Here is a 20,153-nt window from a genome sequence, read left to right on the forward strand (position 1 = left end):
TCCGTCTTTTTCCATTGGTACTTCGGGTAAAAAGGAGTGAACGCGCATGGCTCGACAACGACTGCTCGTCTTGCTGGAAATGGCGATGATGGCAGCACTTGCGGTTGTGTTCAGCGAAATCAAGGTGTTGGAAATGCCGCAGGGAGGGTCCGTTTCCCTGGTGATGGTGCCGATCGCCCTCATCGCGGTGCGGCGCGGGATTCTGCCGGGCGTGGTGACCGGCTTGATCGTCGGGCTGCTGCAAACGCTGCTGGGGGGCACGATCGTTGCTCCCGTTCAGGTGCTGCTCGACTACCCGCTGGCGTTTGCCGCCCTGGGACTGTCCGGCGTGATCCCGCTGTCCGGTCTGCAGGGGGCGACGAGGCGGATTACGGCGCTGTGGAGCGCCCTGTTTGTCGGCGTGATCGGACGGTTTGTCTGCCACTTCATCTCCGGCATCGTCTGGTTCGGCCAATACGCACCGGAGGGGACGCCGGTCGCGCTCTACTCGTTCCTCTACAACATCACCTATCTGCTGCCGGAGATGATCATTGCCGGCATCGTGCTGACGGTGGTGCTGACCAGCGCGCCGCACCTGCTGTTTCCGGCGGGGGAACGGAGGCGGATGGCGTAAGGGAGCGCCAGGAGACAGACGGGTTCGGCTGCCGTCTCGGCGGGAACGAGGCGGCGTGCCGCGCCCATTTTCGTACACGGGCGAAAAAAGGGTCATATCGGCGGAGCTATCCGCATATGGTATTCAGGCAGCAACGAGTTGCCTGAATTTTTTTCATTTCGACACCGGGAGACACATGTTTGCCCCACGGCGGAATATGATGTAATATGCACGTTTGAACAGTACGCCTGAAGGAGGTGCGGCAGTAAATGGGATTGCGCTCCTTTCGCCTGCGACAGGGGGGCGCCTTGCGACGTGTTCTCGGGGTTGCGTTGGCTGTCGGAGGGATCACCATTTTCCTGTACACGGCACCTCCGTGGGTTTGGTATAGCCTGTTGGGATTGGGCCTCGTGGGGGCTGGCTGGTATCTGTATCACGTGAAGTAATTTCGGTAAGGAGGGGTACGCATGCGGTTCTACACCATCAAGTTGCCGAAGTTCCTGGGTGGCATGATTCGCGCCGTCATTGAGGCGTTCAACCGGAAAAAGTGACAGCGGCATCGCTGTGCACACATCTGACGGCGCCCTCGGAAGAAGCCGGTCTTCCCGGGGAAGCTGTTCTTATGCAGGGGAGACCGGAAGCGGTTGCGCGCGGCGGTGCGCCAGTCGTTTCCGGGACGTTTCATGCAGGGCGATCGACGCGCGAGCAGGCAGCGCCCCGCTTTCAGGGGTTGGGAAAACAGCAGGGAAAAAGCAAAAAAGCACCTCGCGGGTGCTTTTTTTCGCGTTGTCCCGTATCGCGTTACACGCGGGTTACGAGACCGGATTTCAGCGCTCGGGTGCTGACGTAAACGCGCTTCGGTTTTCCATCTACGAGAATGCGCACTTTTTGAACGTTAACACCCCATTTGCGGCGAGTAGCGCGCATGGAGTGGGAGCGAGCGTTTCCAGCTTTGCCAGACTTGCCAGTTACAAAGCAGCGACGTGCCATTGCGATCCACCTCCCTTAGCTGCATATAAACGGGATACCCGGTGTGAGAAATACAAACACTTGCTTATAGTAGCACACCCCCCTGTCAATTGCAATACTTGACATGAGGAAAAGCCCGGCTTCCGCTTTCCCCCGCCGCGTTCGACAAAACGCTTCATTTCTCGCTTTTCATGGTGTAGAATTGGGAGAAGCATGGTATATACGTGCCTGACTAGAACGGCGACGCCGTTGAAAAAGGAGGAGTCCTTGCATGACAGTGGAAATGAGCACACCTCTGGGTAAAATTGACGTTGCAGAAGAAGTAATTGCGCGGATTGCCGGGGGCGCCGCCATGGAAGTGTTCGGCCTCGTCGGCATGGCTTCCCGGAAGGCGCTGAAAGATGGAATTGCCGAACTGTTGGGGCGGGACAATCTGAGTAAAGGCGTCGTCGTCCACAACCAGAACGGTGAAGTGGTACTGGACATGCATATCATCGTCAGCTACGGCGTGAAGATTTCCGAGGTGGCCGGGAACGTGCAGCGGCGCGTCCGGTACACGCTGGAACAGTTGGTTGGCGTCGATTTGGCTGCGGTTAATATCTATGTACAGGGAGTCCGTACAGACAGGGATTCGTAAGGAGGAACATCAGTTGGTACATACGCGTCTCGATGGCGTGCTGTTTAGCCGGATGGTTCATCTGGGGGCCAGGCTGCTGTCAAGCAACGCCAAAGTGGTGGATGGATTAAACGTCTTTCCGGTGCCGGACGGCGATACGGGGACAAACATGAATTTGACGCTCACGTCAGGAGTGGAGGAGCTGTCGCGCAGGGAATCGGCGTCGATCGGAGAGGCGGCCGCCGCGCTGGCGAGGGGGCTTCTGATGGGCGCTCGGGGGAACTCCGGGGTCATTCTGTCCCAGTTGTTCCGCGGCTTCAGCAAAGCGGTCAGCGGAAAAGACGTGATCAGCGCCCGCCAGTTCGCCGAGGCGTTGAAGGCCGGGGTGGATTCCGCCTATCAGGCAGTCATGAAGCCGGTGGAAGGCACCATTTTGACCGTTGCCCGCGAGGCGGCGGAGATGGCCGTTCGCACGGCGCGCGCCACAGACGACGTATTGCTGGTCATGGAAAAAACCTACGAACAGGCGCAGGCTGCGCTGCTGCGCACACCGGACATGCTGCCGGTGCTAAAGGAAGTGGGGGTCGTCGACTCGGGCGGCCAAGGGCTGCTGTTCGTCTACGAGGGCTTTCTCCGCGCCCTGCGCGGCGAGACGGCGGAAGAGCGTGAGGCAGAGTCCAAACGATCCGCTGCACAGGTCAATCTGGACGAACTGGTGCACGAGCAGCACAGCGCGCAGGTGCACCTGAAAACGGAGGACATCACGTTCGGCTACTGCACGGAGTTCATGATCCGGCTGGTCAACAGCACGGAACCGAACAAAAAGCCGTTTTCGGAAACGGTCTTCCGCCATCAACTGGACCAGATGGGCGATTCCCTGCTGGTCATCTCCGACGACGAAATCGTCAAGGTACATATACACGCCGAACACCCGGGCAGCGTGCTGCAGTACGCCCAGCAGTTTGGCAGCCTGCATCGGATCAAGATCGAAAACATGCGGGAGCAGCACGCCAACATCCTCCGTGAAGAGGAGAAAAAGGTGAGTGAAGCCAAAGCCCAACCGGCGGAGCCGCTTCCCTACGGCCTGGTCGCCGTCGCCGCCGGAGACGGCATCGCCGAGATTTACCGCAGCATGGGCGTCCACGTCGTGGTGGAAGGCGGCCAGACGATGAACCCCAGCACGGAAGACTTCGTCAAGGCGGTGGAGGGACTGCACGCCAAGCAGGTGATCATCCTGCCGAACAACAGCAATATCGTCATGGCCGCCCAGCAGGCTGCCGCGCTGGCGGATAAGCCGGTGGCCGTGATTCCGAGCAAGAGCATTCCCCAAGGGATGGCCGCACTGGTGGCGTTCAACGCGGGAGCGGACCTGGAAACCAACACCCAGGCGATGACCGCCGCCATCGGCCAGGTCAAGACCGGCTTGGTCACCCGCGCCGTGCGCGACACCCGGATGGGGGATGTGGTGATCAAGGAAGGCGATTTTATCGGCATTGCCGAAAAGGAAATCGTCACCGCCGGCACCGATCTGCTGGAGAGCGCCAAGGCGCTTTTGGACCGTCTCGTCGACGAAGAGACGGGTATCGTGACCGTTTTTCTGGGCGAAGGGGCCGGGGAGGAGCAGGCCGAAGAACTGCAGCAGGCGCTGGCTGAAGCGCATCCGGACGTGGAAGTGGAAATCCTCGTCGGCGGCCAGCCGCTCTACCCGTTCATCTTCTCCGTGGAATAACCGCAGCCGTGTGCTGTGAGAGGAGTTTTGCGCGAAATGTCTATCGTGATTTTGACCGACAGCGCATCGGACATCGATCAATCGCTGCGCGAGTCTCTCGGTATCGTGTCCGTGCCGCTCAAGGTGATGTTTGGCGAGGAGACCTACGCGGACGGGGTCACCATTACCGCTTCCGCTTTTTACGAAAAGCTGAAGCAGTCCGAGACGTTGCCGACCACGTCGCAGCCGTCGCCGCTCGATTTTGTGGAGGCGTACAAGGCGATCATCGACACGCACGGCAAAGACGTCCAGATTATTGCCATCATGCTGTCCGGAGCGATGTCCGGCACGTACCAGTCCGCGCTGATTGCCCGGTCGATGCTGGAGGAACAGGCGGACATCACGGTGATCGACTCCCGCAAGGCGTCGTTCGTCTACGGCATGATCTGCGTGGAGGCGGCCCGGGCGGCCCGGGAAGGGAAGTCCAAGCAGCAGATCCTGGACATGATCGACCACTTTTTGGATGAGGTCCGGGTCTACTTCATCGTCGACACGCTGGAATACCTGCAAAAAGGCGGCCGGATCGGCAAGGCGTCGGCGCTGATCGGCTCGCTGTTGAACATCAAGCCGATCCTCACGCTGGACCCGGCCGGGTACGTCGCACCGTACGACAAGGTGCGGGGGACGAAAAAGGCGCTGGCGCGCGTCATGGAGACGCTGAAGGAGTATGCCGGCGACGATCCGGTCAAGGTGGCCGTGCTGCACAGCGCGATCCCCGACGAAGCGGCGGAGCAGTTGGCGCGGATCAAGCAGGAGTTCAACGTGGCCGATGCCTACCTGCAGCAAATTGGCCCGATCGTCGGCACCCACGCGGGACCGGGTCTATTAGCCGTCATGATGATAAAAGCGTAAAGGCGACAGCCTCCCTGAGCAGTTCAGGGAGGTTTTTCACTTTCCCTTCATGTAGCGCTTTCGAAAGTGGTACGATACAATGAGAGTGAATCTTGCTGATGTGACCCCTTGCCATTCAGGAGGAGAACCGGGTGAAATACAAAAGCGTGTTTGACATTATCGGTCCGATCATGGTCGGACCGTCCAGTTCCCATACAGCCGGCGCGGCCCGCATCGGCCGCGTGGCCCGGAAGCTGTTCGGCCGTCAACCGAAGCGGGCGGAGATCACCTTTTACGGCTCGTTTGCCAAGACGTACAAGGGACACGGATCGGACGTGGCGACGGTGGCCGGCATTCTCGACTTCGAGACGTCCGACCTGCGCCTGAAGGATTCGCTCAGGATTGCCAAAGACCTGGGCGTCGACGTACAGGTGAAGACGTCTGACGAGCTGACCGGCCATCCCAACACTTCCCGCATCCGGCTGGCCGACGACGATCAGGTGATCGAAGTGGTCGGCATTTCCATCGGCGGCGGTAAAATCGAAGTCTCGGAGATCAACGGCTTTTCCTTTCAGCTTGGCTTTGACACCCCGACCTTGATGGTGCTTCACGAGGATCGTTTCGGCATGATTGCCGGCGTGGCCAAGGTGCTGACGCAGCACCGCATCAACGTGGGCCACATGGAAGTCTCCCGGCACGACCGCGGTTCGCGGGCCCTGATGGCGATCGAGACCGACGCGGTGGTATCGCCGCAGGTGCTGGACGAGATCAGGCAGATTCCCCACATCTTTGACGTTTCCCTGCTTTCGCTTGGCTGAAGCGGGATGAAGAGGAGTGAACCCGACAACATGTTTCGCAATGTGGCCGAACTGGTGGAATTGGCGGAATCCCAAGGGAAAAAGATCTCCCAGGTGATGATCGAGGCGGAAATGGAAGTCTCCCAGCGCAGCCGGGAGGCGATCTTACACGACATGTACGCCAATTTGGACGTGATGGAAAAGGCAGTGCGGCGCGGCCTGACGGAAGATATCCGCTCCCACAGCGGGTTGACCGGCGGCGACGCCAAGAAGCTGCAGGAATACATGAAGACCAAGCCGTTTCTCTCCGGCCCGACCCTCTTGAACGCAGTGTCGATGTCGGTGGCCGTAAACGAAGTAAACGCGGCGATGGGCACGATCGTGGCGACGCCGACGGCGGGGGCGTGCGGGATTGTGCCGGGGACGCTGTTTGCCGTCTCCGACAGGCTGAAGCCGAGCCGCGAAGAAATGGTCAACTTCCTGTTTACGGCGGGAGCGATCGGCTACTGTATCGCCAACAACGCCTTCATCTCCGGCGCCGCCGGCGGCTGTCAGGCGGAGGTAGGATCGGCGACGGCGATGGCGGCGGCGGCGATCGTGGAAATGGCGGGCGGCACGCCGGAGCAGTCGGCTCAGGCTGTCGCGATCGCGCTCAAAAACATGCTCGGTCTGGTGTGCGACCCCGTGGCCGGACTGGTGGAGGTCCCCTGTGTCAAGCGCAACGCGATGGGAGCGGCCATCGCGACCGTGGCGGCGGACATGGCCTTGGCCGGGATCAAGAGCGTCGTGCCCACGGATGAGGTGATCGAAGCGATGTACCGCATCGGCTGTTCCATGCCGACCGCGCTGAAGGAGACGGCGCAGGGCGGTCTGGCCGCCACCCAGACGGGCCGGCAAATCGAAGCCAAGATTTTCGGCGTGCGGTTGGATGCAAAATGACGGACGTGTATCAAACGCCCGTCTCGCTTCTGCACGGGGTAGGCGAGGAACGGGCAAAAGCGCTGGCCGGTTTGGGCATACACAGCGTGGGCGACCTGCTGGAGTATTTCCCTTCCCGCTATGAAGATTACCGCGTGCGCGACGTGACAGAAGCAAAGGACGGGGAGAGGGTGACGCTGCAGGGGACGGTGTACGGCGAACCCTCTGTTCGTTTTTACGGCAGGCGAAAGTCTCGCATCGCGGTCAAGCTGGTCATCGACAAAGTGGTGGTGACCGCCGTCTGGTTCAACCAGACGTTTGTCAAAAGCCGGCTGTCCCCCGGAAAGGAGATTCTCGTCACCGGCAAATGGGACAGGCACAAGCTGCAGATCACGGTGAGCGAAATGACGGAGGCGGATTCCGACCGGGCGCAAAAGCGGGGCGAACTGGCACCGATCTACCCGCTTGGCGGCGACGTCACGCATTCGCTCCTGCGCAGGGCGATCCAGCAGGCGCTCAAGCAGTACGGGACCGAGATTCCGGAGATCCTGCCCGCCGACATCATCGCCCGCTACCGGCTCATGCCGCGGGCGGAGGCGTTTCACGCGATTCACTTTCCGAGGAGCGCCGAGGACGGACGGCAGGCGCGTCGCCGGATCATGTTTGAAGAACTCTTTTTATTCCAGTTGAAAATGCAGGCGCTGCGCCGCATCACCCGGCAGCAGACGGAGGGCAGGGCGCTGGACGTGCCGATGGACGACGTGCGCCGGTTCGTCGCCTCGCTGCCGTTTCCGCTGACCGACGCACAGAAGCGGGTCGTCAGGGAGATCCTTGCCGACATGCGCTCCCCCTACGCGATGAACCGGCTGCTGCAGGGAGATGTCGGCTCGGGAAAAACGGTGGTGGCCGCCATCGCCCTGTTTGCCGCTGTCAAGGCGGGCTATCAGGGAGCGCTGATGGTGCCGACGGAGATTCTCGCCGAGCAGCATCTGCAGTCGCTCACCGGACTGCTTGCCCCGCACGGCATCCAGGTGGCGCTTCTGTCCGGCTCGCTTGGGACCAAGCGGCGGCGGGACGTGATTTCCGCCCTGCAGATGGGCTTGATCGACGTCGTCGTGGGCACGCACGCGCTGATCCAGGAAGACGTCTTTTTCCGCAACCTGGGGCTGGTCATCACCGACGAGCAGCACCGTTTCGGCGTGGAGCAGCGGCGCATCCTGCGCAGCAAGGGCTTGTCCCCGGATGTGCTCTTCATGACGGCGACGCCCATCCCGCGGACGCTGGCGATCACGGCCTTTGGCGATATGGACGTCTCCACGATCGATCAGATGCCGGCCGGCCGCAAGCCGATCGAAACCACCTGGCGCAAGCACGAGCAGTTTCACCTCGTGCTGGAGCAGATGCGCGGCGAGCTGCGCAAGGGGCGGCAGGCGTACGTGATCTGCCCGCTGATCGAAGAGTCGGAAAAGCTGGACGTGCAAAACGCGATTGACGTTCACGCCCAACTCACGCAGTATTTTCCCGAATACCGCATCGGCCTGATGCACGGCCGCCTGCCCGCCAAGGAAAAGGACGCCGTGATGCAGGCGTTTCTCGCCGGCGAGTACGCCGTGCTCGTCTCCACGACAGTGGTGGAGGTAGGGGTAAACGTGCCCAACGCCACCTTCATGATCGTCTACGACGCCGAGCGGTTTGGCCTCGCCCAACTGCACCAGCTTCGCGGGCGTGTCGGCCGCGGCTCCGAGCAGTCCTACTGCGTCCTGATCGCCGACCCCAAGACGGAGATCGGCAAAGAGCGGATGCGCGTCATGTGCGAAACCACGGACGGCTTTGAGCTGTCCCGGCGCGATTTGGAGTTGCGCGGTCCCGGAGACTTTTTCGGCACCAAGCAGAGCGGCCTGCCGGAGTTCAAGGTGGCCGATCTGTTGAGCGACTACAAGGCGCTGGAGGTGGCCCGCCAGGAAACGGCCCGCCTGGTGGAGGACGAGCGGTTCTGGCGGGACGACCAGTACGCGTGGCTGCGCGGCTACTTGAAGCGCGAGGGCGTGCTGGACGGAATCGTGTTCGATTAGATCGGGCTGCGCGGCACACAACCCACCTGCCTGCAAGCGGTCAGGTGGGTTGGCGTTGTCCGCCCGTGGTTGCGCCAGTCCCGCGGCGTTCACCCGGGAAGTGCGCCGCTCGCAGCAGCCTGCCCAGTCTGCCCTCGGCAGGCTTTTTCTCTTTTAGGAGGACCGGTGGATTTACGGACCGGTGGATTTACGGACCGGCGGATTTATGGACCCGCAGGAGCGGCCGCCTCTGCCCCCTGGCGCACGACGGTGACCGTGTAGGTGACGGTCTGGCCACCCGGCGGGGTGACCGCGATTACGACCGTCGTGTCGTCGGTGTCCAGCGGAATTTCCACGGACGGCTGCTCGGCGGACAGCGGCACGTCGTTTACGGCGACCGCCGTCTCCGGGGCAGCGGCAGCCGTCATGTTGACAGCGCTTACATCTCGCTCGACGGTGAGCGTGTAGCGGGTGATGTCCGGAGAAAAAACGGGACTTAACTCGCCCTGGCCGAACGTCAGCGCGAGGAGTCCGGCGAGGGGATGCCCAGGCTGCCCGTCGTCGGCGCTGCCTTCCTGACGCGAGCCGTCGTCGGCGCTGCCTTCCTGACGCGAGCCGTCGGCGGCGTTGTCCTCCTGATGCGGCCCGTCGTCGGCATGCTCCTCCTCCGGCAGTACCGACGGCGTCTCCGCCTGCTGTTCGTATGCCGACAGCGGCTCCCGCACATCGTAGGCTTTCGCCCAGTAGTATCCGGGGGAGCTGATCCGCCGCACGATAAAGTCCACCTGCCGGTCAGCGGCGACCGCTTCGGAGGTGGCCGACGCCATGCCGTCCGCATCCGTCACGATGTCCACAAATTTTCCGGCTCCGTACGCGAACCGGCCGTGGACAATAGCGGCCGGGATCGGAGCGTTCGTCTCCTTGTCGACGACCCGCAGGCTGACCTTGGCGCTGGTGCCGGTATGGGTGATCTCCATGCCGCGCACGACCATCGGCGCGAGCGGCGTGTCGCCGGTGACGGCCGACGTTTCGTCCGAGGCGGGGCCCCGGTTGCCCCTCACGTCGACGGCGGCCACCTTGTAGTAGTAGGTGGTGTTGGGCAGCAGCCCCGTATCGGAGAAGAGGAGGCCTCTCGTACTGCCCGCCAGGTTGGACTCGTCGGGTTCAAACCCGCTGTCGGTACTGCGGTAGACGTAGTATTCCTCCACTTCCGTGTTGTCAAAGGCGCGGCCAAAGGTGACGTCGATCCGCTGGTGATCAAACGCGGCGGCGGTCGGCCGGACGCTCACAGCGGAAGGCGGGCTGTCGTCGGCCGGCGGCTCCCACATGATCCGGTCCGGCCCCCAGTCGGAGGGGAGCTGGCGCAGCGGATCGTAGTGGTGCATGGCGATGCCGGCGAAAGCCGGATCGCTCCCGACTGCCGCGTACACTTTGTCCAGTTCGCTTTCCATGTGCGTGCGCCCTTCTTCGCGGAAGGTGATCGTCTCGGGATCGCCCCCGTCGGCGATGTCCAGCGTCTCCACCGCGATCACGACGGACCCGGGCTTGCCAATGGCATTGGCGTAGGCCAGTTCTCCCAGCGCTCCCTGAATGATGCCGGCCGATCCGTCGGCCGTGTCCCGGTAGTCCATGATGGCAACGTAGTCGCTGATGTTCTGGACGTGTTCGGACAGCCATGTCGCCGTTCCCCTCCAGGGGATGTTCTGCGCTTGGGCGGCTGAATCGTACCATCTGGGGATCACGGTGCCAAACGGCAGGTTGATCCCGGCAGCGTCTCTTCGCTGAATCATCTTGGAGAGACCGTCCAGGTACTGAATCTGGACGGAAGGCTGGGCGGTTTTGAAATCGGGCAGAATGTATGGCTCGATGTCCACGTTGACGCCGTCAAAGCGTTCGTCGGGAGCGGCGGAGAGGTTGTAGTTGATCACGTCTTCCATCGTCCGGACGGCGATCTCGTGGTAGCGGCTGTACGCGCCCATGTAGGGCAGGATCGTTCCGCCCGCGATGGTCGCGTGCACCTTGTACCCCCTGGAGTGGGCCCAGGAGACGAACGCCCGCACCTTCTCGGGCGCTTCCCGCATCACGTGCGTTCCGTACAATTGGTCGATGCCGAGGTAAAACGTCGTGACGGGATCCGACTGGAAGGTGGCGGTGTCCTGCGCCAGGGCGTCCAGCACCTCCTTGGAGCCGTCGTTGTAAAACAGGTTGTACGACGCTTTTTCCCAGATCCAGATGGCCCGGTCCTGCGGTTCCACGGTGACGGGTTCGGCTGCGGCGCCGCCAAGGCGGACGTACGTGGTCAGGCTGGTGCCGACATTTCCCCGGCGGTCGCTGGCCCGCGCTTCGATCCGGCTCGTTCCGGAGGCTCCGGCCGGCGGCTTCCAGAGGTACTTGTAGCGGCCGCTGGAACCGTCTGCCTTGGCCTTGAGCCATTTCCCTCCGTCGATCCTCACTTCCACGGAGGAGAGCGGGTTTTTCGCCTGCACCGACATTTCGATCATCACCGCCCCGTCCACCTGTGTGCCATCCGCCGGGCTGTCGATGGTGACGACCGGTTTGCTGGCCGCGGGATTCTCCACCTGCAGCGTGACAAATGGGGACCAGACCCCGTAGCGGGTCCCCGCGTCCCAGCCTTTCACGGCGATCTCGACGGGTCCGTCGTACCGGCTGGCGTCGATGTCGCAGTACCACGTGCCGGATCCGTCTCCGTCAGGATCGTCCGTGTGAACGTCTGCGAGTGTCTCGGCGTTGATCACGAGCATTAGCTCGTACGACCGTGATAGGTAAGGGTGCGTCCTCGCCTGCGCGGGGTGCGCATCGTGCGGATCCCCTTTTCCCCCACGTCACACCGTGCATGCGGCTTTCACCGCACACGGCGTTCCGCCATGTTCTCCCCAGCGGAGCGCATGGCTATGCCCCTTCGCTCCACAGGCATTACCCTGCTTCCTCGCTACTACGGGCTGCTGTCCTTCGGATGCAACGGCCATTTCCTGCCGTTTCGAAGCATCGCGGTTTGCCCCGCTTGGCATCTTCGTCCGAAGTTCCGACGTTCCCTGTACCCTAGCCTTGCATCTGCTGCCGTAGCCCTCCTCTCTGACCCGTCAGCCGTTCACCCGCCCGCAGTCGGATGGACGGGGGAACTCCATTCCCTTACCGGAGTGGAACAGAAGGAACGCGGACGAAGTTCCTTCCGCGACTGCCCCGCGCGACGCGGGGAGGAGGGGACTCGCCATGTCCCCGCCGGACGGGTCGTTCTTCCGAGGATTCGTGCCAACGCCGAGGCGTTCTCCTGGGCATAGCAGCTTTATGGCCCCCCGGCACCTTTGTCCGAAGCAAAGACGCCGCGCTTCACCGAGCTTCATACGCGTCCGAGGCAAATCGGCCGCGCATGTCGGAGGATCAGGCAGGAATGCCGACTTTCATTCCGGGCGGGCACTTCCCCCGCCGAATCGGATACAGAGTTAGACTCCCGAAGCGGGGAGCCCCCTGGTTTTGCCGCCCATTTCTAAGCGGATTGTCCAGGAACGTCGCGCACCGTCCACGTATGTGCCGGACACCCGGATGGTTCCCGCTTTGATTTGGTCTCCGTTCGCGTGCGAGTCGATCGTGATCGAGGCTTGGGCATGAGCGGGCGGAGGAGCGCTGAAAAAGGGAAACAAGGCCAACAGGGAAACGAGAAAAACACGGGCGAAAGGAGGCAAACCTGCGGTCATCCTGATGTGTCGCAACGTCATGTCAACTCCTTTCTGGATGTGCTGCGCGACCAAGGACGGGCCAAAGCCAAAGCCTTGATCGTTACCAACATTGTAATGTTTCAGAACGATTTTCAGTACGGCTTTTCACGTCTCTTTTGCGCCTGTAATTCCCGTTTGTCCGGCAAGGAGCGAAGGGCGGATGGTGAGCCTGCTGTTCCTCAAACGCCCAGCGCTTGACCTGCCGCAGGACCCGGCGGCCGTATCTTTTCCCTTTCGCGGAGATCGTAATGCGCATCAGCTCGATGCTGCCGTGCAGGTTGGTCAGCCCGGCGATGATCACGTAGCCGACCGCTCTGCCGCTCTGCCGTTCGGCAGAAAGCGGAAGAAAAAATTACCAGCGCTTTTTTTGCAAGCAGGGAGTATAAAACCGAACATATGTTTGCTATACTAAGAACAGATTTAAGATGAGAACAAATGTTCCTGTTGGGGGTGAGCATCATGACCAAGGACAGCAAGCGGATCATCTTCCTGGCTGACATGCAGAGCTTTTACGCCAGTATTGAAAAGGCGGCCCATCCGCAGCTGCGGGACAAACCGGTCGTCGTGGCCGGCGATCCCGAACGGCGCAGCGGCGTGGTTCTGGCCGCCTGCCCGATTGCCAAGTCGTACGGTGTCACCACGGCGGAGGCGCTGTGGCAGGCGCAGCAAAAGTGCCGGCATCTGGTGGTCGTTCGCCCGCGGATGGAGACGTACCTCCGCGTCTCCGTGCAGATTACCCGCATCTTTGAGTCGTTTACCGATCTGGTGGAGCCGTATTCCATCGACGAGCAGTTTCTGGACGTGACGGGAAGCGTCCGGCTGTTCGGCGACCCCTGGCGGATGGCCGAGGAAATCCGCCGCCGCGTCCGGCTGGAGACGGGGATTAACTCCCGGATCGGCATCGGGGAGAACAAGGTGCTCGCCAAGATGGCCTGCGACAACTTCGCCAAAAAGCGGGAGGAGGGGATCTTTTGGCTGAAGCGGGAAGAGCTGGCCGACACGCTCTGGAAGCTGCCGATCGAAAAGCTGTTCGGGGTGGGCTCGCGGATGAAGCGCCACTTTCACCGCATGGGCATCTACCAGATCGGGCAGCTCGCCCGCATGTCTCCGGCGGTGCTCGCCCGCCGCTGGGGCGTAAACGGCGAGGTGCTTTGGCGCACGGCTCACGGCCTGGACAATTCGCCGGTGTCGCTTCAGACCCACGAGACGCAAAAGGGCATCGGCCATCACATGACGCTGCCGCGCGACTATCACACCGCCGCCGAGATCAAGGTGGTGCTCCTGGAGCTGTGCGAGGAGGTATGCCGCCGGGCGCGGAGCAAGCGGCTGATGGGATCGGTCGTCTCGGTCGGATGCCGCGGGGCCGATTTTGATGCCCCTGCCGGCTTTGGGCGGCAGTTGAAGCTGCCGGAGCCGACCCATGACGCGATGACGCTGTACGAAGCGGCCTGCCGCCTGTTTGACCGGCACTGGCAGCAGACGCCGGTGCGCAGCGTCGGTGTCAGCCTGGAACAGTTGGTGCCCGACAATGTGGTTCAGCTCAACCTGTTTACCGACACGCACAGGCAGCGTTCGCTCGCCCGCGCCATGGACGACATCCGCGCCCGCTACGGACAGGATGCCATTTTGCGGGCCGTTTCCCTGCTGGGAGCGGGGCAGGCGCGGGAGCGTGCCCGCAAGATCGGGGGGCACTACAAGTGACGGAGCGGGACGGGCAGGCGGCGGAGGGAGAACAGGAACTGCTGCGCCTGTACATCCTGTTCGGTTTGCTGTTTCGCGCCGCCATGGCGGATTGGGGGCGGGTGCGGCAGGTTCCCTTGAAGCTGTCGTACCACTGGTTTTTCGAGGAACTGTCCCGCTGGGCGGAGCGGCAGCATCACAGACTGCGCCGCCATTTGCGGCAGCGGGGATGCGTCCTGCTGAGCGCCCGCCGGGAGCGAGGCGTCTACGTGGTGCAGTACCGGCAGCGCGGGTACGTGCGGGAGGCGGTCTACTCCATTGAGGTGCTGCGCGCCGAATGCCAGGAACTGGCCCGGCTGTGGATCATGCGGCAGCAAGCCCCCCGCCAGGACCCGGGCGCGATGGTGCCGGAACGTCATGCGCGGGGGATCGGCCGCGAAGAAGGAGAGAAGGCAACATGAGGGAAAAACGCGTGTCGAAGAAGGACAATTTGTTTGCGGCCAGCCGTTTTGTGCTGCCCGAGCATCGGGAGATGTACCTGCGGATCAAGGCGGAAGAGCGACGCTACATCCCCCCGGAACTGGACGAGGAACAACTGGCGGCCGTGAGCGAGCGGATCTGGGAAGCGTTCCAGACGGGCGGCGTCGTGAGCCTGACCTACTACGACGGCGAGGCGGCCCGCCGCCTGAGCGGCCGGGTGGTTCACATCGATCCGGCCAGCCGGCAGTTGAAGCTGAAGAGCGGGGAGAAGACGCTGCGGATTCCGTTTGCCCGCCTGCTGGACGCGGAACTGACAGCAATCTCCTGAGCGGAGGGGACATGGCCGGCCGGCCGGCGGGGCACCCTTTGGATAAAACCAAAGGAGGCGTTCGGCGTGAGCCAGCGATACGCTTACGTCAACGATCCGCTGTCCGGCGACAAGCAGCGGCGCGTCTCCCACCAGGCCCTGAAAAGAAGCTGGGAAGCCCTGGGGAGACAGGCCATTACCTATCGCTAGCAGCACGGGCAGCCAGGAAAAGGCAAGCCGCAAAAAACAGCGTGGCACGGTGAAATGCCGTGCGCGGTGGTGACGTGCTGTTCCTGAAACGGCAGGCGGGGAAAATCAGCATTTTTTCGCCGTTTTTTGCGCGAAATGCTTTTTGCCAGAACAGGACGTTTCAGAGTATCGTTAGGATATCTTTCCGATCAAGACCTGATGCGTACGTTAAAGGAGATTGTACATGTTAGCACAAGAAATGGGTGTCATTTTTACCAGGCACGCGGAGCAGATGACCGCCAAACGCTGGACGGAGTTCATTCAGCAGTTGGAGAACAAGGGACTGTACGTGGTCATCGAAACGGAAACGAACGGGCGGGTCATGAGCCCGTTTGGCGGATTGGTGCCGATGCCGTGCAAGGACGAGACGCTCCATATCCTGACGGAAGAAGAACTGCAGCAGCGGGGCCTGCCGCGCGGCCATCACATTATCACCAAACCCAAGGCCAAGGCCGTCACCACCTAGCGGGCAGACCGCACGGCCGCTGCACAGAGACGAATACGCACACGCAAACCTTTCTCATCCCGGAAGCGGGACGACGAAAGGTTTTTTGTTTGTGCCGCGGCGGGAGGGACCGACAAACGCCTAGATGCATACGGTGGTAACGAGAAGAAAAAGCGCCCGCCGGGCACGTGCGGAGCAAACAAGCTCGACCCGTCACCGGCAGAGGCAGCGGGAAGCAAAAGGAGGAGTCTCATGGAGCCCAGCAATGCGCTTCGCAAATTGCAGGAGGTGCAGTTTGCGCTCGTCGAGCTGCAATTATATCTGGACGTGAACCCGGGAGACCAGCGCGCCGTTCATCAATACAACTGCTTGTCCAAAGAGCTGATGGTCTTGAAAGCGGAGTATGAAACGAAGTGCGGCCCGCTGATGCAGTACGGTTTTTCGTCTTCCCCCAGCCGCTGGGTGTGGACCGCCACGCCGTGGCCGTGGGAAATCGAGTATTGAGGTGAACGGCGATGTGGATTTATGAAAAGAAGCTGGAAATCCCCGTCCGCGTAAGCAGGCCGGACCTGCAAATGGCCAAATTTCTGATCACCCAGTACGGCGGGCCGGACCGGCGCAAAGGTATGACTACACCCAAAAGCTGATCTCGATCCGGCTGCCGTCGTATACGGTAACCTGGTGAACGATCTCCCGGATTCCATTTTTCAGCCGTTCCCGGTCGTCGTTTTCCACGGCCTCTTGGAGGGTGGTGATTCTGTTCCGTATCTTCGCCTGTACCGCCTCCGGGGATACCTCGGCCTCCACACGTTCCTCCAGCGTCCGTATCTTTTCACGCAATGCCCGTTTTTCCTCGTTCAGCCTTGTCTTGGCTTCCAGCAGGTCGGCCTCGTCCAGAATCCCGAGCTCGAATGCGCGAATCTGCCGCTGGAACCTTTCGTCCATGAAGGCGAGCTGCCGTTTGGACTGGGTAAGCTCCCCGCGGATGTGGTTTTCCTGCACGGAGACGGCATGCAGCGGAACGTCCAGGTCAGTCTGGCTCAGGCTGACGATTTCCCGAATGACCTGTTGGTCCAGAGCGGAACACGGGATGTAGTGGTAAAAGCATTGGCCTTTCTTGGCGTAGCCCGCGCACAAGTATCGGGCCGGTGGACGGTACTCCCTGCCGTTCTTTTTGCACGTGGTGTCCATGCCGTACATTTTCGCTCCACAGTGGCCGCAAAACACGAGCCCGGAGAGGAGATAGCGGCTCCCTTTGGAGCGCGGGGCGGCACGCTGGCTGCGGTCGAGGACGTCTTGGAGTTTCCGGTACGTCTCCTGGTCAAGGATGGGCTCGTGGGTTCCCTCAACCAGCAGCCACTCGTCCGGAGGGCGTTGGATCAGCCTGCCGTTTTTCCGCGCATGCTGATTCCACACCGTATTGCCCCGCAGCATTTCGTTTTTCCAGAGGAAGACCCGGACGGCCTTCAATGTCCACTCCCGTCCCCGTTTGGTCCGTACACCGTTTTCGTTCAACATCTTGGCTACGCTCCAGGTGCCGTGGCCGTTTAGCGTCATGTCTACCATTTTTCGTACCCAGTGTGCCTCTTCCTCGTTGATGACGAATTGACCGTCCGCCACGTCGTACCCAAAGCAGGGAGTGGTGACCGGCCTGCCCTGTTTGGCAGCGTGGTACATGTTTTCACGAACGCGCTCCGCGATCCGTTCCCGTTCAAATTCGGCGAAGACGCCGAGGAGCTGCAGCACCATCCGGCCGACGGCGGTGCCGGTGTCAAACGTCTCGGATGCCGACTTGTAGGTGCACTCGTACATGTCCAGTTCATCGACGAACGTAAGGAGATCGATGAGCCGCCGCGTCAGCCGGTCGATTTTGGTCGTGATGACCATGTGGATGCGGCCGGCCCGAATGTCATCCGTCATCCGTCGGAAGGCCGGTCGGTTGGTGTCTTTGGCGGAGTAACCGTCATCGATGTAGAACGCGTAATCCGTCCATCCATGCGCGGTGCAAAAGGCACGCAGGCGTTCCTGCTGTTCCGGGATGGAAAACCCTTCGCGGGCCTGTTCCTCCGTGGAAACGCGGATGTAAAGAGCAATCGTCATGGGTGCAATCCCCCCTCGCCAGTCGGTTCCTCCTCGGCCGCCGCGATCAACACAAAGACAAGGGGCGTTCGCGCCGTCTTTTCACTGGAAGCATGCCAACGATCGTGATGCTTCTGAAACGGCCAGACGCGTACGCCATGCGCAAAGCGGCCTCATAGAACAGGTATATGCCGGGACGTCGGGCGATCTGCGCCTCGGCGAGGTGTTCGCAGCAAACAGTCCCGTCCACGTGTCCACCCCGCATACAAAGAGTACGGAGAGGGGGTGATGGTGTGGCAAGAAAGCCAAAACCGCTTGTGGTCTTGCCGCACAAGGTCTATATCCGGGCAGCAGGTGAAACGGTGGACATGACCCCTGACCTTCGAAAACAAGTCAGCAAGAAGTGTGCAGACGTCCTGGTGCGATGGGCAAAAGCCTCCGTGATGGAGGAGCTGGGCATCGGGTGACCGATGCCGGATGGGACAACCCCTGGCAGGAGGGGGATGGGAGAGGCGGCACCAGGATGGCGGATACAGGAAAAAACGCGGATTTGGTTGAAGCGGAATGTTGGAAAACACCATGCGTTTGATCGCGCATCGCCCTCCGATCGACGGCCGTATCGGGATGGGGAAAGCAACCAAATTGGTAATACCGCTTGTTTCTGGTGAATGTTACCATGTAAGGTAGGAGGGGATTCGATGCGTGTATTTGGAAAATGGTTGGGGTCATCATCGCCGGTGGGATCATCATCGGGACATTACTCTTTCTCACCCAGTTGTTTTACGAGGAAGTGGGCAGACTCCACAGGAGTGTCCAATTCCTAAGCAAAAAAATAAACAGACGTGGAGACGAGTAATGAGTCACATAGGCGATTTCGTGTCATGGTTTTTCTCGCATTTGCGTACGACGATTTTCGTTTAAGAAGAGTCATCGTAATCGATCCGTGCAAATTGATTCTTATCCTAAGTGTCCCTGGTCATCGCCTGCCCACAAAATGTCCGAAAAAATTGTTAGTAGCGTTCAATTTCAAGGCACTACTACAAAGCCAAACAAACGGCATACCTGATTACACAGAATAAGGAATTGGCTGAAGAGATCGTGCAAGATGCTTTTCTGATTTGTTATCAAAAGCTTCACTTGTTACGAAATCCAGCGTGTTTTCAAACATGGTATTACAAAATCCTGGTAAGGATGAGTAAAAAAGCATTACAGAAGGAAAAGTGGCTGACGTTCCTTAGCTTTCGTGACGACTTGGAAATAAAAGTGGCTGTCATAATGGGATGCATGCTGTTCGTTCTCGGCCTGGGTGGCGTGGGCTATGTTACCAACGCGTTTCCCTTCTTTAAAATACCGATAAATGAAGAACAACGGCAAGCACAAAAGGAGATAGAGCTGCAACTTGCGGAACAACAAAACATGATCGACGAAGATATTGTTGAATCGCTCCCTGTTAATATGAAGGGGTTTAAACAGATTGACATGGTAGAACGTAGAAGAACGTTGGATCATGATCCCCTAACATCAATCTACGGGGCGATCCTTGGGGCCCAAGAGGTCGGCAGTTTTAAACCAAGTGTATATTTACATGAAGATCATAAGCGAGGTTACGTGTTTGTAAAGCATTCGGATGGTTCCAACCATGTTTATTTTATAGAGTTAGATCAGGAGGGGAGATGGGTGATCACAGACATACGGTCTGGGAAGGGAAAGGTAATAAAGCCAATTCAATAAATGTTGGAGAGGTATTGACACTCGTTACAAGTATATTTTGCTTTCCACAAACCGTCTTCATCAGAGTTAAGCAGGAAAATCACCCGAGTGCCATCCGATTTTTTTCTGGGATAGAACCCTTGCCTTCGGAGGCATTTAGAAAACAGTAGGCCCAATATCTCCCGTCTTTTGTTTTTCCATCCCATGCGAATCAGAAGTTAAATCAACGCAAACAAATGTACGAATCATCGAGACGTGTATATACGAAATGTGTCAGAAGATTAGTGGCTGCTGCCCAACATGTTGGCTATTTTCTCCAGTTCTCCAATAACCCTCTTCTTTCCTTGGGGGGAATTCATCCAATTGTCCTTCGTGATCCCTCGATGATCGACAAGCCCCAGTACGTCGACCACGGTACCCTGAGGAGCATACCGTTCGCCCAAAAGGAGAAACCGTCTCGCAAAAAAGGCCTTTCCCACCAACAGGACCTTATGAATGGGGAATCCCTGCTGTTGAGGAATTCGAAATGAGTGTTTGACGATCTCCTCAATCGTGGTTCCCTCCGAGATGCGGATAATGTCGTGTTCCGGGATGCCCCCTTCGATAAGAATCGGTTTATGTACGTCATACTCCGATTGTCCATCCATGAAACGATTGGGGGCCGCGGATAGCGTAATCTTTGCGAACCCCTCCTCTTGGTACAGCTTGATGATCGCGTTGTTGCATTCGGTATAGTGACCTGGATGGTAAATCACGAGATCAGGGCAGGAGAAGAGATGACGGCGATCCGCAAAAATGAAATCGGATAACGCTTGATACGTGATCATGTTTTCGTCACTCCAATTTTTACCGTTTCAAGCAAGTCTATGCGATTAGTATTACGGATGAAACGAGTGGAACCCTTCTGAGTGATAGGATTTTTTTTGC

21 protein-coding genes and 1 pseudogene are annotated in these 20,153 nt (G+C 59.9%); 17 read left to right on the forward strand and 5 right to left on the reverse strand.

What is annotated here, in order from left to right; translation table 11 throughout:
- Nucleotides 1–46: 46 nt before the first annotated feature.
- Entirely contained in the window at nt 47–613 is a 567-nt protein-coding gene (thiT, locus tag A6764_RS08875; RefSeq protein ID WP_029100070.1) for an energy-coupled thiamine transporter ThiT, read from the forward strand.
- Between the two features lie 446 nt (nt 614–1,059).
- Complete coding sequence (gene spoVM, locus A6764_RS08880) at nt 1,060–1,143, forward strand: stage V sporulation protein SpoVM (protein ID WP_035286689.1); 84 nt, start codon at nt 1,060–1,062, stop codon at nt 1,141–1,143.
- 250 nt (nt 1,144–1,393) lie between these two features.
- Here the strand turns inward: spoVM and rpmB are convergent, their stop codons facing one another.
- On the reverse strand, nt 1,394–1,582 hold the full coding sequence (gene rpmB, locus A6764_RS08885; RefSeq protein ID WP_081656570.1) for a 50S ribosomal protein L28: 189 nt from the start codon (nt 1,580–1,582) through the stop codon (nt 1,394–1,396).
- 250 nt (nt 1,583–1,832) lie between these two features.
- Here rpmB and A6764_RS08890 point away from each other — a divergent pair, with 250 nt between their 5' ends.
- The 6 genes from A6764_RS08890 to recG all read left to right on the forward strand — a co-directional run bounded on the left by A6764_RS08890 (nt 1,833) and on the right by recG (nt 8,563).
- Nucleotides 1,833–2,198, forward strand: coding sequence for an Asp23/Gls24 family envelope stress response protein (locus A6764_RS08890; RefSeq protein WP_029100072.1), 366 nt, complete (start codon nt 1,833–1,835; stop codon nt 2,196–2,198).
- 13 nt (nt 2,199–2,211) lie between these two features.
- Nucleotides 2,212–3,906 carry a DAK2 domain-containing protein gene (locus tag A6764_RS08895; protein WP_065066773.1) on the forward strand — a complete coding sequence of 565 codons (1,695 nt, stop codon included), beginning with the start codon at nt 2,212–2,214 and terminating at the stop codon, nt 3,904–3,906.
- 36 nt (nt 3,907–3,942) lie between these two features.
- Nucleotides 3,943–4,797 carry a DegV family protein gene (locus tag A6764_RS08900; protein WP_029100074.1) on the forward strand — a complete coding sequence of 285 codons (855 nt, stop codon included), beginning with the start codon at nt 3,943–3,945 and terminating at the stop codon, nt 4,795–4,797.
- Between the two features lie 131 nt (nt 4,798–4,928).
- A complete protein-coding gene (gene sdaAB / locus A6764_RS08905) occupies nt 4,929–5,594 on the forward strand; it encodes an L-serine ammonia-lyase, iron-sulfur-dependent subunit beta (protein ID WP_029100075.1) in 666 nt (221 codons plus the stop codon).
- A gap of 30 nt (nt 5,595–5,624) precedes the next feature.
- The gene (gene sdaAA / locus A6764_RS08910) at nt 5,625–6,512 is read left to right on the forward strand and encodes an L-serine ammonia-lyase, iron-sulfur-dependent, subunit alpha (protein ID WP_264622484.1); all 888 of its coding nucleotides are present in this window, start codon (nt 5,625–5,627) and stop codon (nt 6,510–6,512) included.
- Nucleotides 6,509–8,563, forward strand: coding sequence for an ATP-dependent DNA helicase RecG (gene recG, locus A6764_RS08915; RefSeq protein WP_065066768.1), 2,055 nt, complete (start codon nt 6,509–6,511; stop codon nt 8,561–8,563). Before sdaAA ends, recG begins: the two co-directional genes overlap by 4 nt.
- A gap of 203 nt (nt 8,564–8,766) precedes the next feature.
- Here recG and A6764_RS08920 read toward each other — a convergent pair whose 3' ends face one another.
- Both A6764_RS08920 and A6764_RS22380 read right to left on the reverse strand, forming a co-directional pair.
- Nucleotides 8,767–11,298, reverse strand: a complete 2,532-nt coding sequence (locus A6764_RS08920; protein ID WP_264622485.1) for a cadherin-like beta sandwich domain-containing protein — start codon at nt 11,296–11,298, stop codon at nt 8,767–8,769.
- Between the two features lie 1,039 nt (nt 11,299–12,337).
- On the reverse strand, nt 12,338–12,577 hold the full coding sequence (locus tag A6764_RS22380) for a hypothetical protein (protein WP_413541975.1): 240 nt from the start codon (nt 12,575–12,577) through the stop codon (nt 12,338–12,340).
- Between the two features lie 158 nt (nt 12,578–12,735).
- Here A6764_RS22380 and A6764_RS08930 point away from each other — a divergent pair, with 158 nt between their 5' ends.
- The 7 genes and pseudogenes from A6764_RS08930 to A6764_RS08960 form a co-directional block, all read left to right on the forward strand.
- Nucleotides 12,736–13,977, forward strand: coding sequence for a DNA polymerase IV (locus tag A6764_RS08930; protein WP_065066772.1), 1,242 nt, complete (start codon nt 12,736–12,738; stop codon nt 13,975–13,977).
- Nucleotides 13,974–14,417 (forward strand): YhjD family protein, encoded by a 444-nt coding sequence (locus tag A6764_RS08935; RefSeq protein ID WP_065066764.1) that lies wholly within the window; start codon nt 13,974–13,976, stop codon nt 14,415–14,417. The genes A6764_RS08930 and A6764_RS08935 overlap by 4 nt, the downstream gene beginning before the upstream one ends.
- Nucleotides 14,414–14,764, forward strand: coding sequence for a YolD-like family protein (locus A6764_RS08940; RefSeq protein ID WP_035294940.1), 351 nt, complete (start codon nt 14,414–14,416; stop codon nt 14,762–14,764). Before A6764_RS08935 ends, A6764_RS08940 begins: the two co-directional genes overlap by 4 nt.
- A 66-nt stretch (nt 14,765–14,830) precedes the next feature.
- The gene (locus A6764_RS08945) at nt 14,831–14,953 is read left to right on the forward strand and encodes a hypothetical protein (RefSeq protein WP_255309643.1); all 123 of its coding nucleotides are present in this window, start codon (nt 14,831–14,833) and stop codon (nt 14,951–14,953) included.
- A 223-nt stretch (nt 14,954–15,176) separates the two neighbouring features.
- Nucleotides 15,177–15,458: a hypothetical protein gene (locus A6764_RS08950; protein ID WP_065066763.1), complete on the forward strand. Its 282-nt coding sequence runs from the start codon at nt 15,177–15,179 to the stop codon at nt 15,456–15,458.
- Nucleotides 15,459–15,689: 231 nt separating this feature from the next.
- Nucleotides 15,690–15,941, forward strand: a complete 252-nt coding sequence (locus tag A6764_RS08955; protein WP_029100084.1) for a spore coat protein CotJB — start codon at nt 15,690–15,692, stop codon at nt 15,939–15,941.
- 11 nt (nt 15,942–15,952) lie between these two features.
- Nucleotides 15,953–16,051: pseudogene (locus tag A6764_RS08960) on the forward strand (manganese catalase family protein); the annotation flags it as partial.
- A 16-nt stretch (nt 16,052–16,067) separates the two neighbouring features.
- On the opposite strand, the gene A6764_RS08965 reads toward A6764_RS08960, so the two are convergent.
- The gene (locus tag A6764_RS08965) at nt 16,068–17,537 is read right to left on the reverse strand and encodes a recombinase family protein (RefSeq protein ID WP_065066762.1); all 1,470 of its coding nucleotides are present in this window, start codon (nt 17,535–17,537) and stop codon (nt 16,068–16,070) included.
- Nucleotides 17,538–17,809: 272 nt separating this feature from the next.
- Here A6764_RS08965 and A6764_RS08970 point away from each other — a divergent pair, with 272 nt between their 5' ends.
- Nucleotides 17,810–17,983 carry a hypothetical protein gene (locus tag A6764_RS08970; protein ID WP_156110336.1) on the forward strand — a complete coding sequence of 58 codons (174 nt, stop codon included), beginning with the start codon at nt 17,810–17,812 and terminating at the stop codon, nt 17,981–17,983.
- A 556-nt stretch (nt 17,984–18,539) separates the two neighbouring features.
- Entirely contained in the window at nt 18,540–19,247 is a 708-nt protein-coding gene (locus tag A6764_RS08975) for an RNA polymerase sigma factor (protein WP_083989766.1), read from the forward strand.
- A 260-nt stretch (nt 19,248–19,507) separates the two neighbouring features.
- Here the strand turns inward: A6764_RS08975 and A6764_RS08980 are convergent, their stop codons facing one another.
- Complete coding sequence (locus tag A6764_RS08980; protein ID WP_065066760.1) at nt 19,508–20,053, reverse strand: YdcF family protein; 546 nt, start codon at nt 20,051–20,053, stop codon at nt 19,508–19,510.
- Between the last annotated feature and the right edge of the window lie 100 nt (nt 20,054–20,153).

Source organism: Brevibacillus sp. WF146, assembly GCF_001673705.2.
Classification (GTDB): Bacteria; Bacillota; Bacilli; order Brevibacillales; family Brevibacillaceae; genus Brevibacillus; species Brevibacillus thermoruber.

Bases quoted from the DNA above. Each gene is read 5' to 3' on its own strand.
- A6764_RS08890 (WP_029100072.1), top strand. From the start codon at position 1,833: ATGACAGTGGAAATGAGCACACCTCTGGGTAAAATTGACGTTGCAGAA.
- sdaAA (WP_264622484.1), top strand. From the start codon at position 5,625: ATGTTTCGCAATGTGGCCGAACTGGTGGAATTGGCGGAATCCCAAGGG.
- A6764_RS08940 (WP_035294940.1), top strand. From the start codon at position 14,414: ATGAGGGAAAAACGCGTGTCGAAGAAGGACAATTTGTTTGCGGCCAGC.
- A6764_RS08930 (WP_065066772.1), top strand. From the start codon at position 12,736: ATGACCAAGGACAGCAAGCGGATCATCTTCCTGGCTGACATGCAGAGC.
- rpmB (WP_081656570.1), bottom strand. From the start codon at position 1,582: ATGGCACGTCGCTGCTTTGTAACTGGCAAGTCTGGCAAAGCTGGAAAC.
- A6764_RS08965 (WP_065066762.1), bottom strand. From the start codon at position 17,537: ATGACGATTGCTCTTTACATCCGCGTTTCCACGGAGGAACAGGCCCGC.
- thiT (WP_029100070.1), top strand. From the start codon at position 47: ATGGCTCGACAACGACTGCTCGTCTTGCTGGAAATGGCGATGATGGCA.
- recG (WP_065066768.1), top strand. From the start codon at position 6,509: ATGACGGACGTGTATCAAACGCCCGTCTCGCTTCTGCACGGGGTAGGC.
- A6764_RS08900 (WP_029100074.1), top strand. From the start codon at position 3,943: ATGTCTATCGTGATTTTGACCGACAGCGCATCGGACATCGATCAATCG.
- A6764_RS08955 (WP_029100084.1), top strand. From the start codon at position 15,690: ATGGAGCCCAGCAATGCGCTTCGCAAATTGCAGGAGGTGCAGTTTGCG.
- spoVM (WP_035286689.1), top strand. From the start codon at position 1,060: ATGCGGTTCTACACCATCAAGTTGCCGAAGTTCCTGGGTGGCATGATT.
- A6764_RS08950 (WP_065066763.1), top strand. From the start codon at position 15,177: ATGTTAGCACAAGAAATGGGTGTCATTTTTACCAGGCACGCGGAGCAG.
- A6764_RS08980 (WP_065066760.1), bottom strand. From the start codon at position 20,053: ATGATCACGTATCAAGCGTTATCCGATTTCATTTTTGCGGATCGCCGT.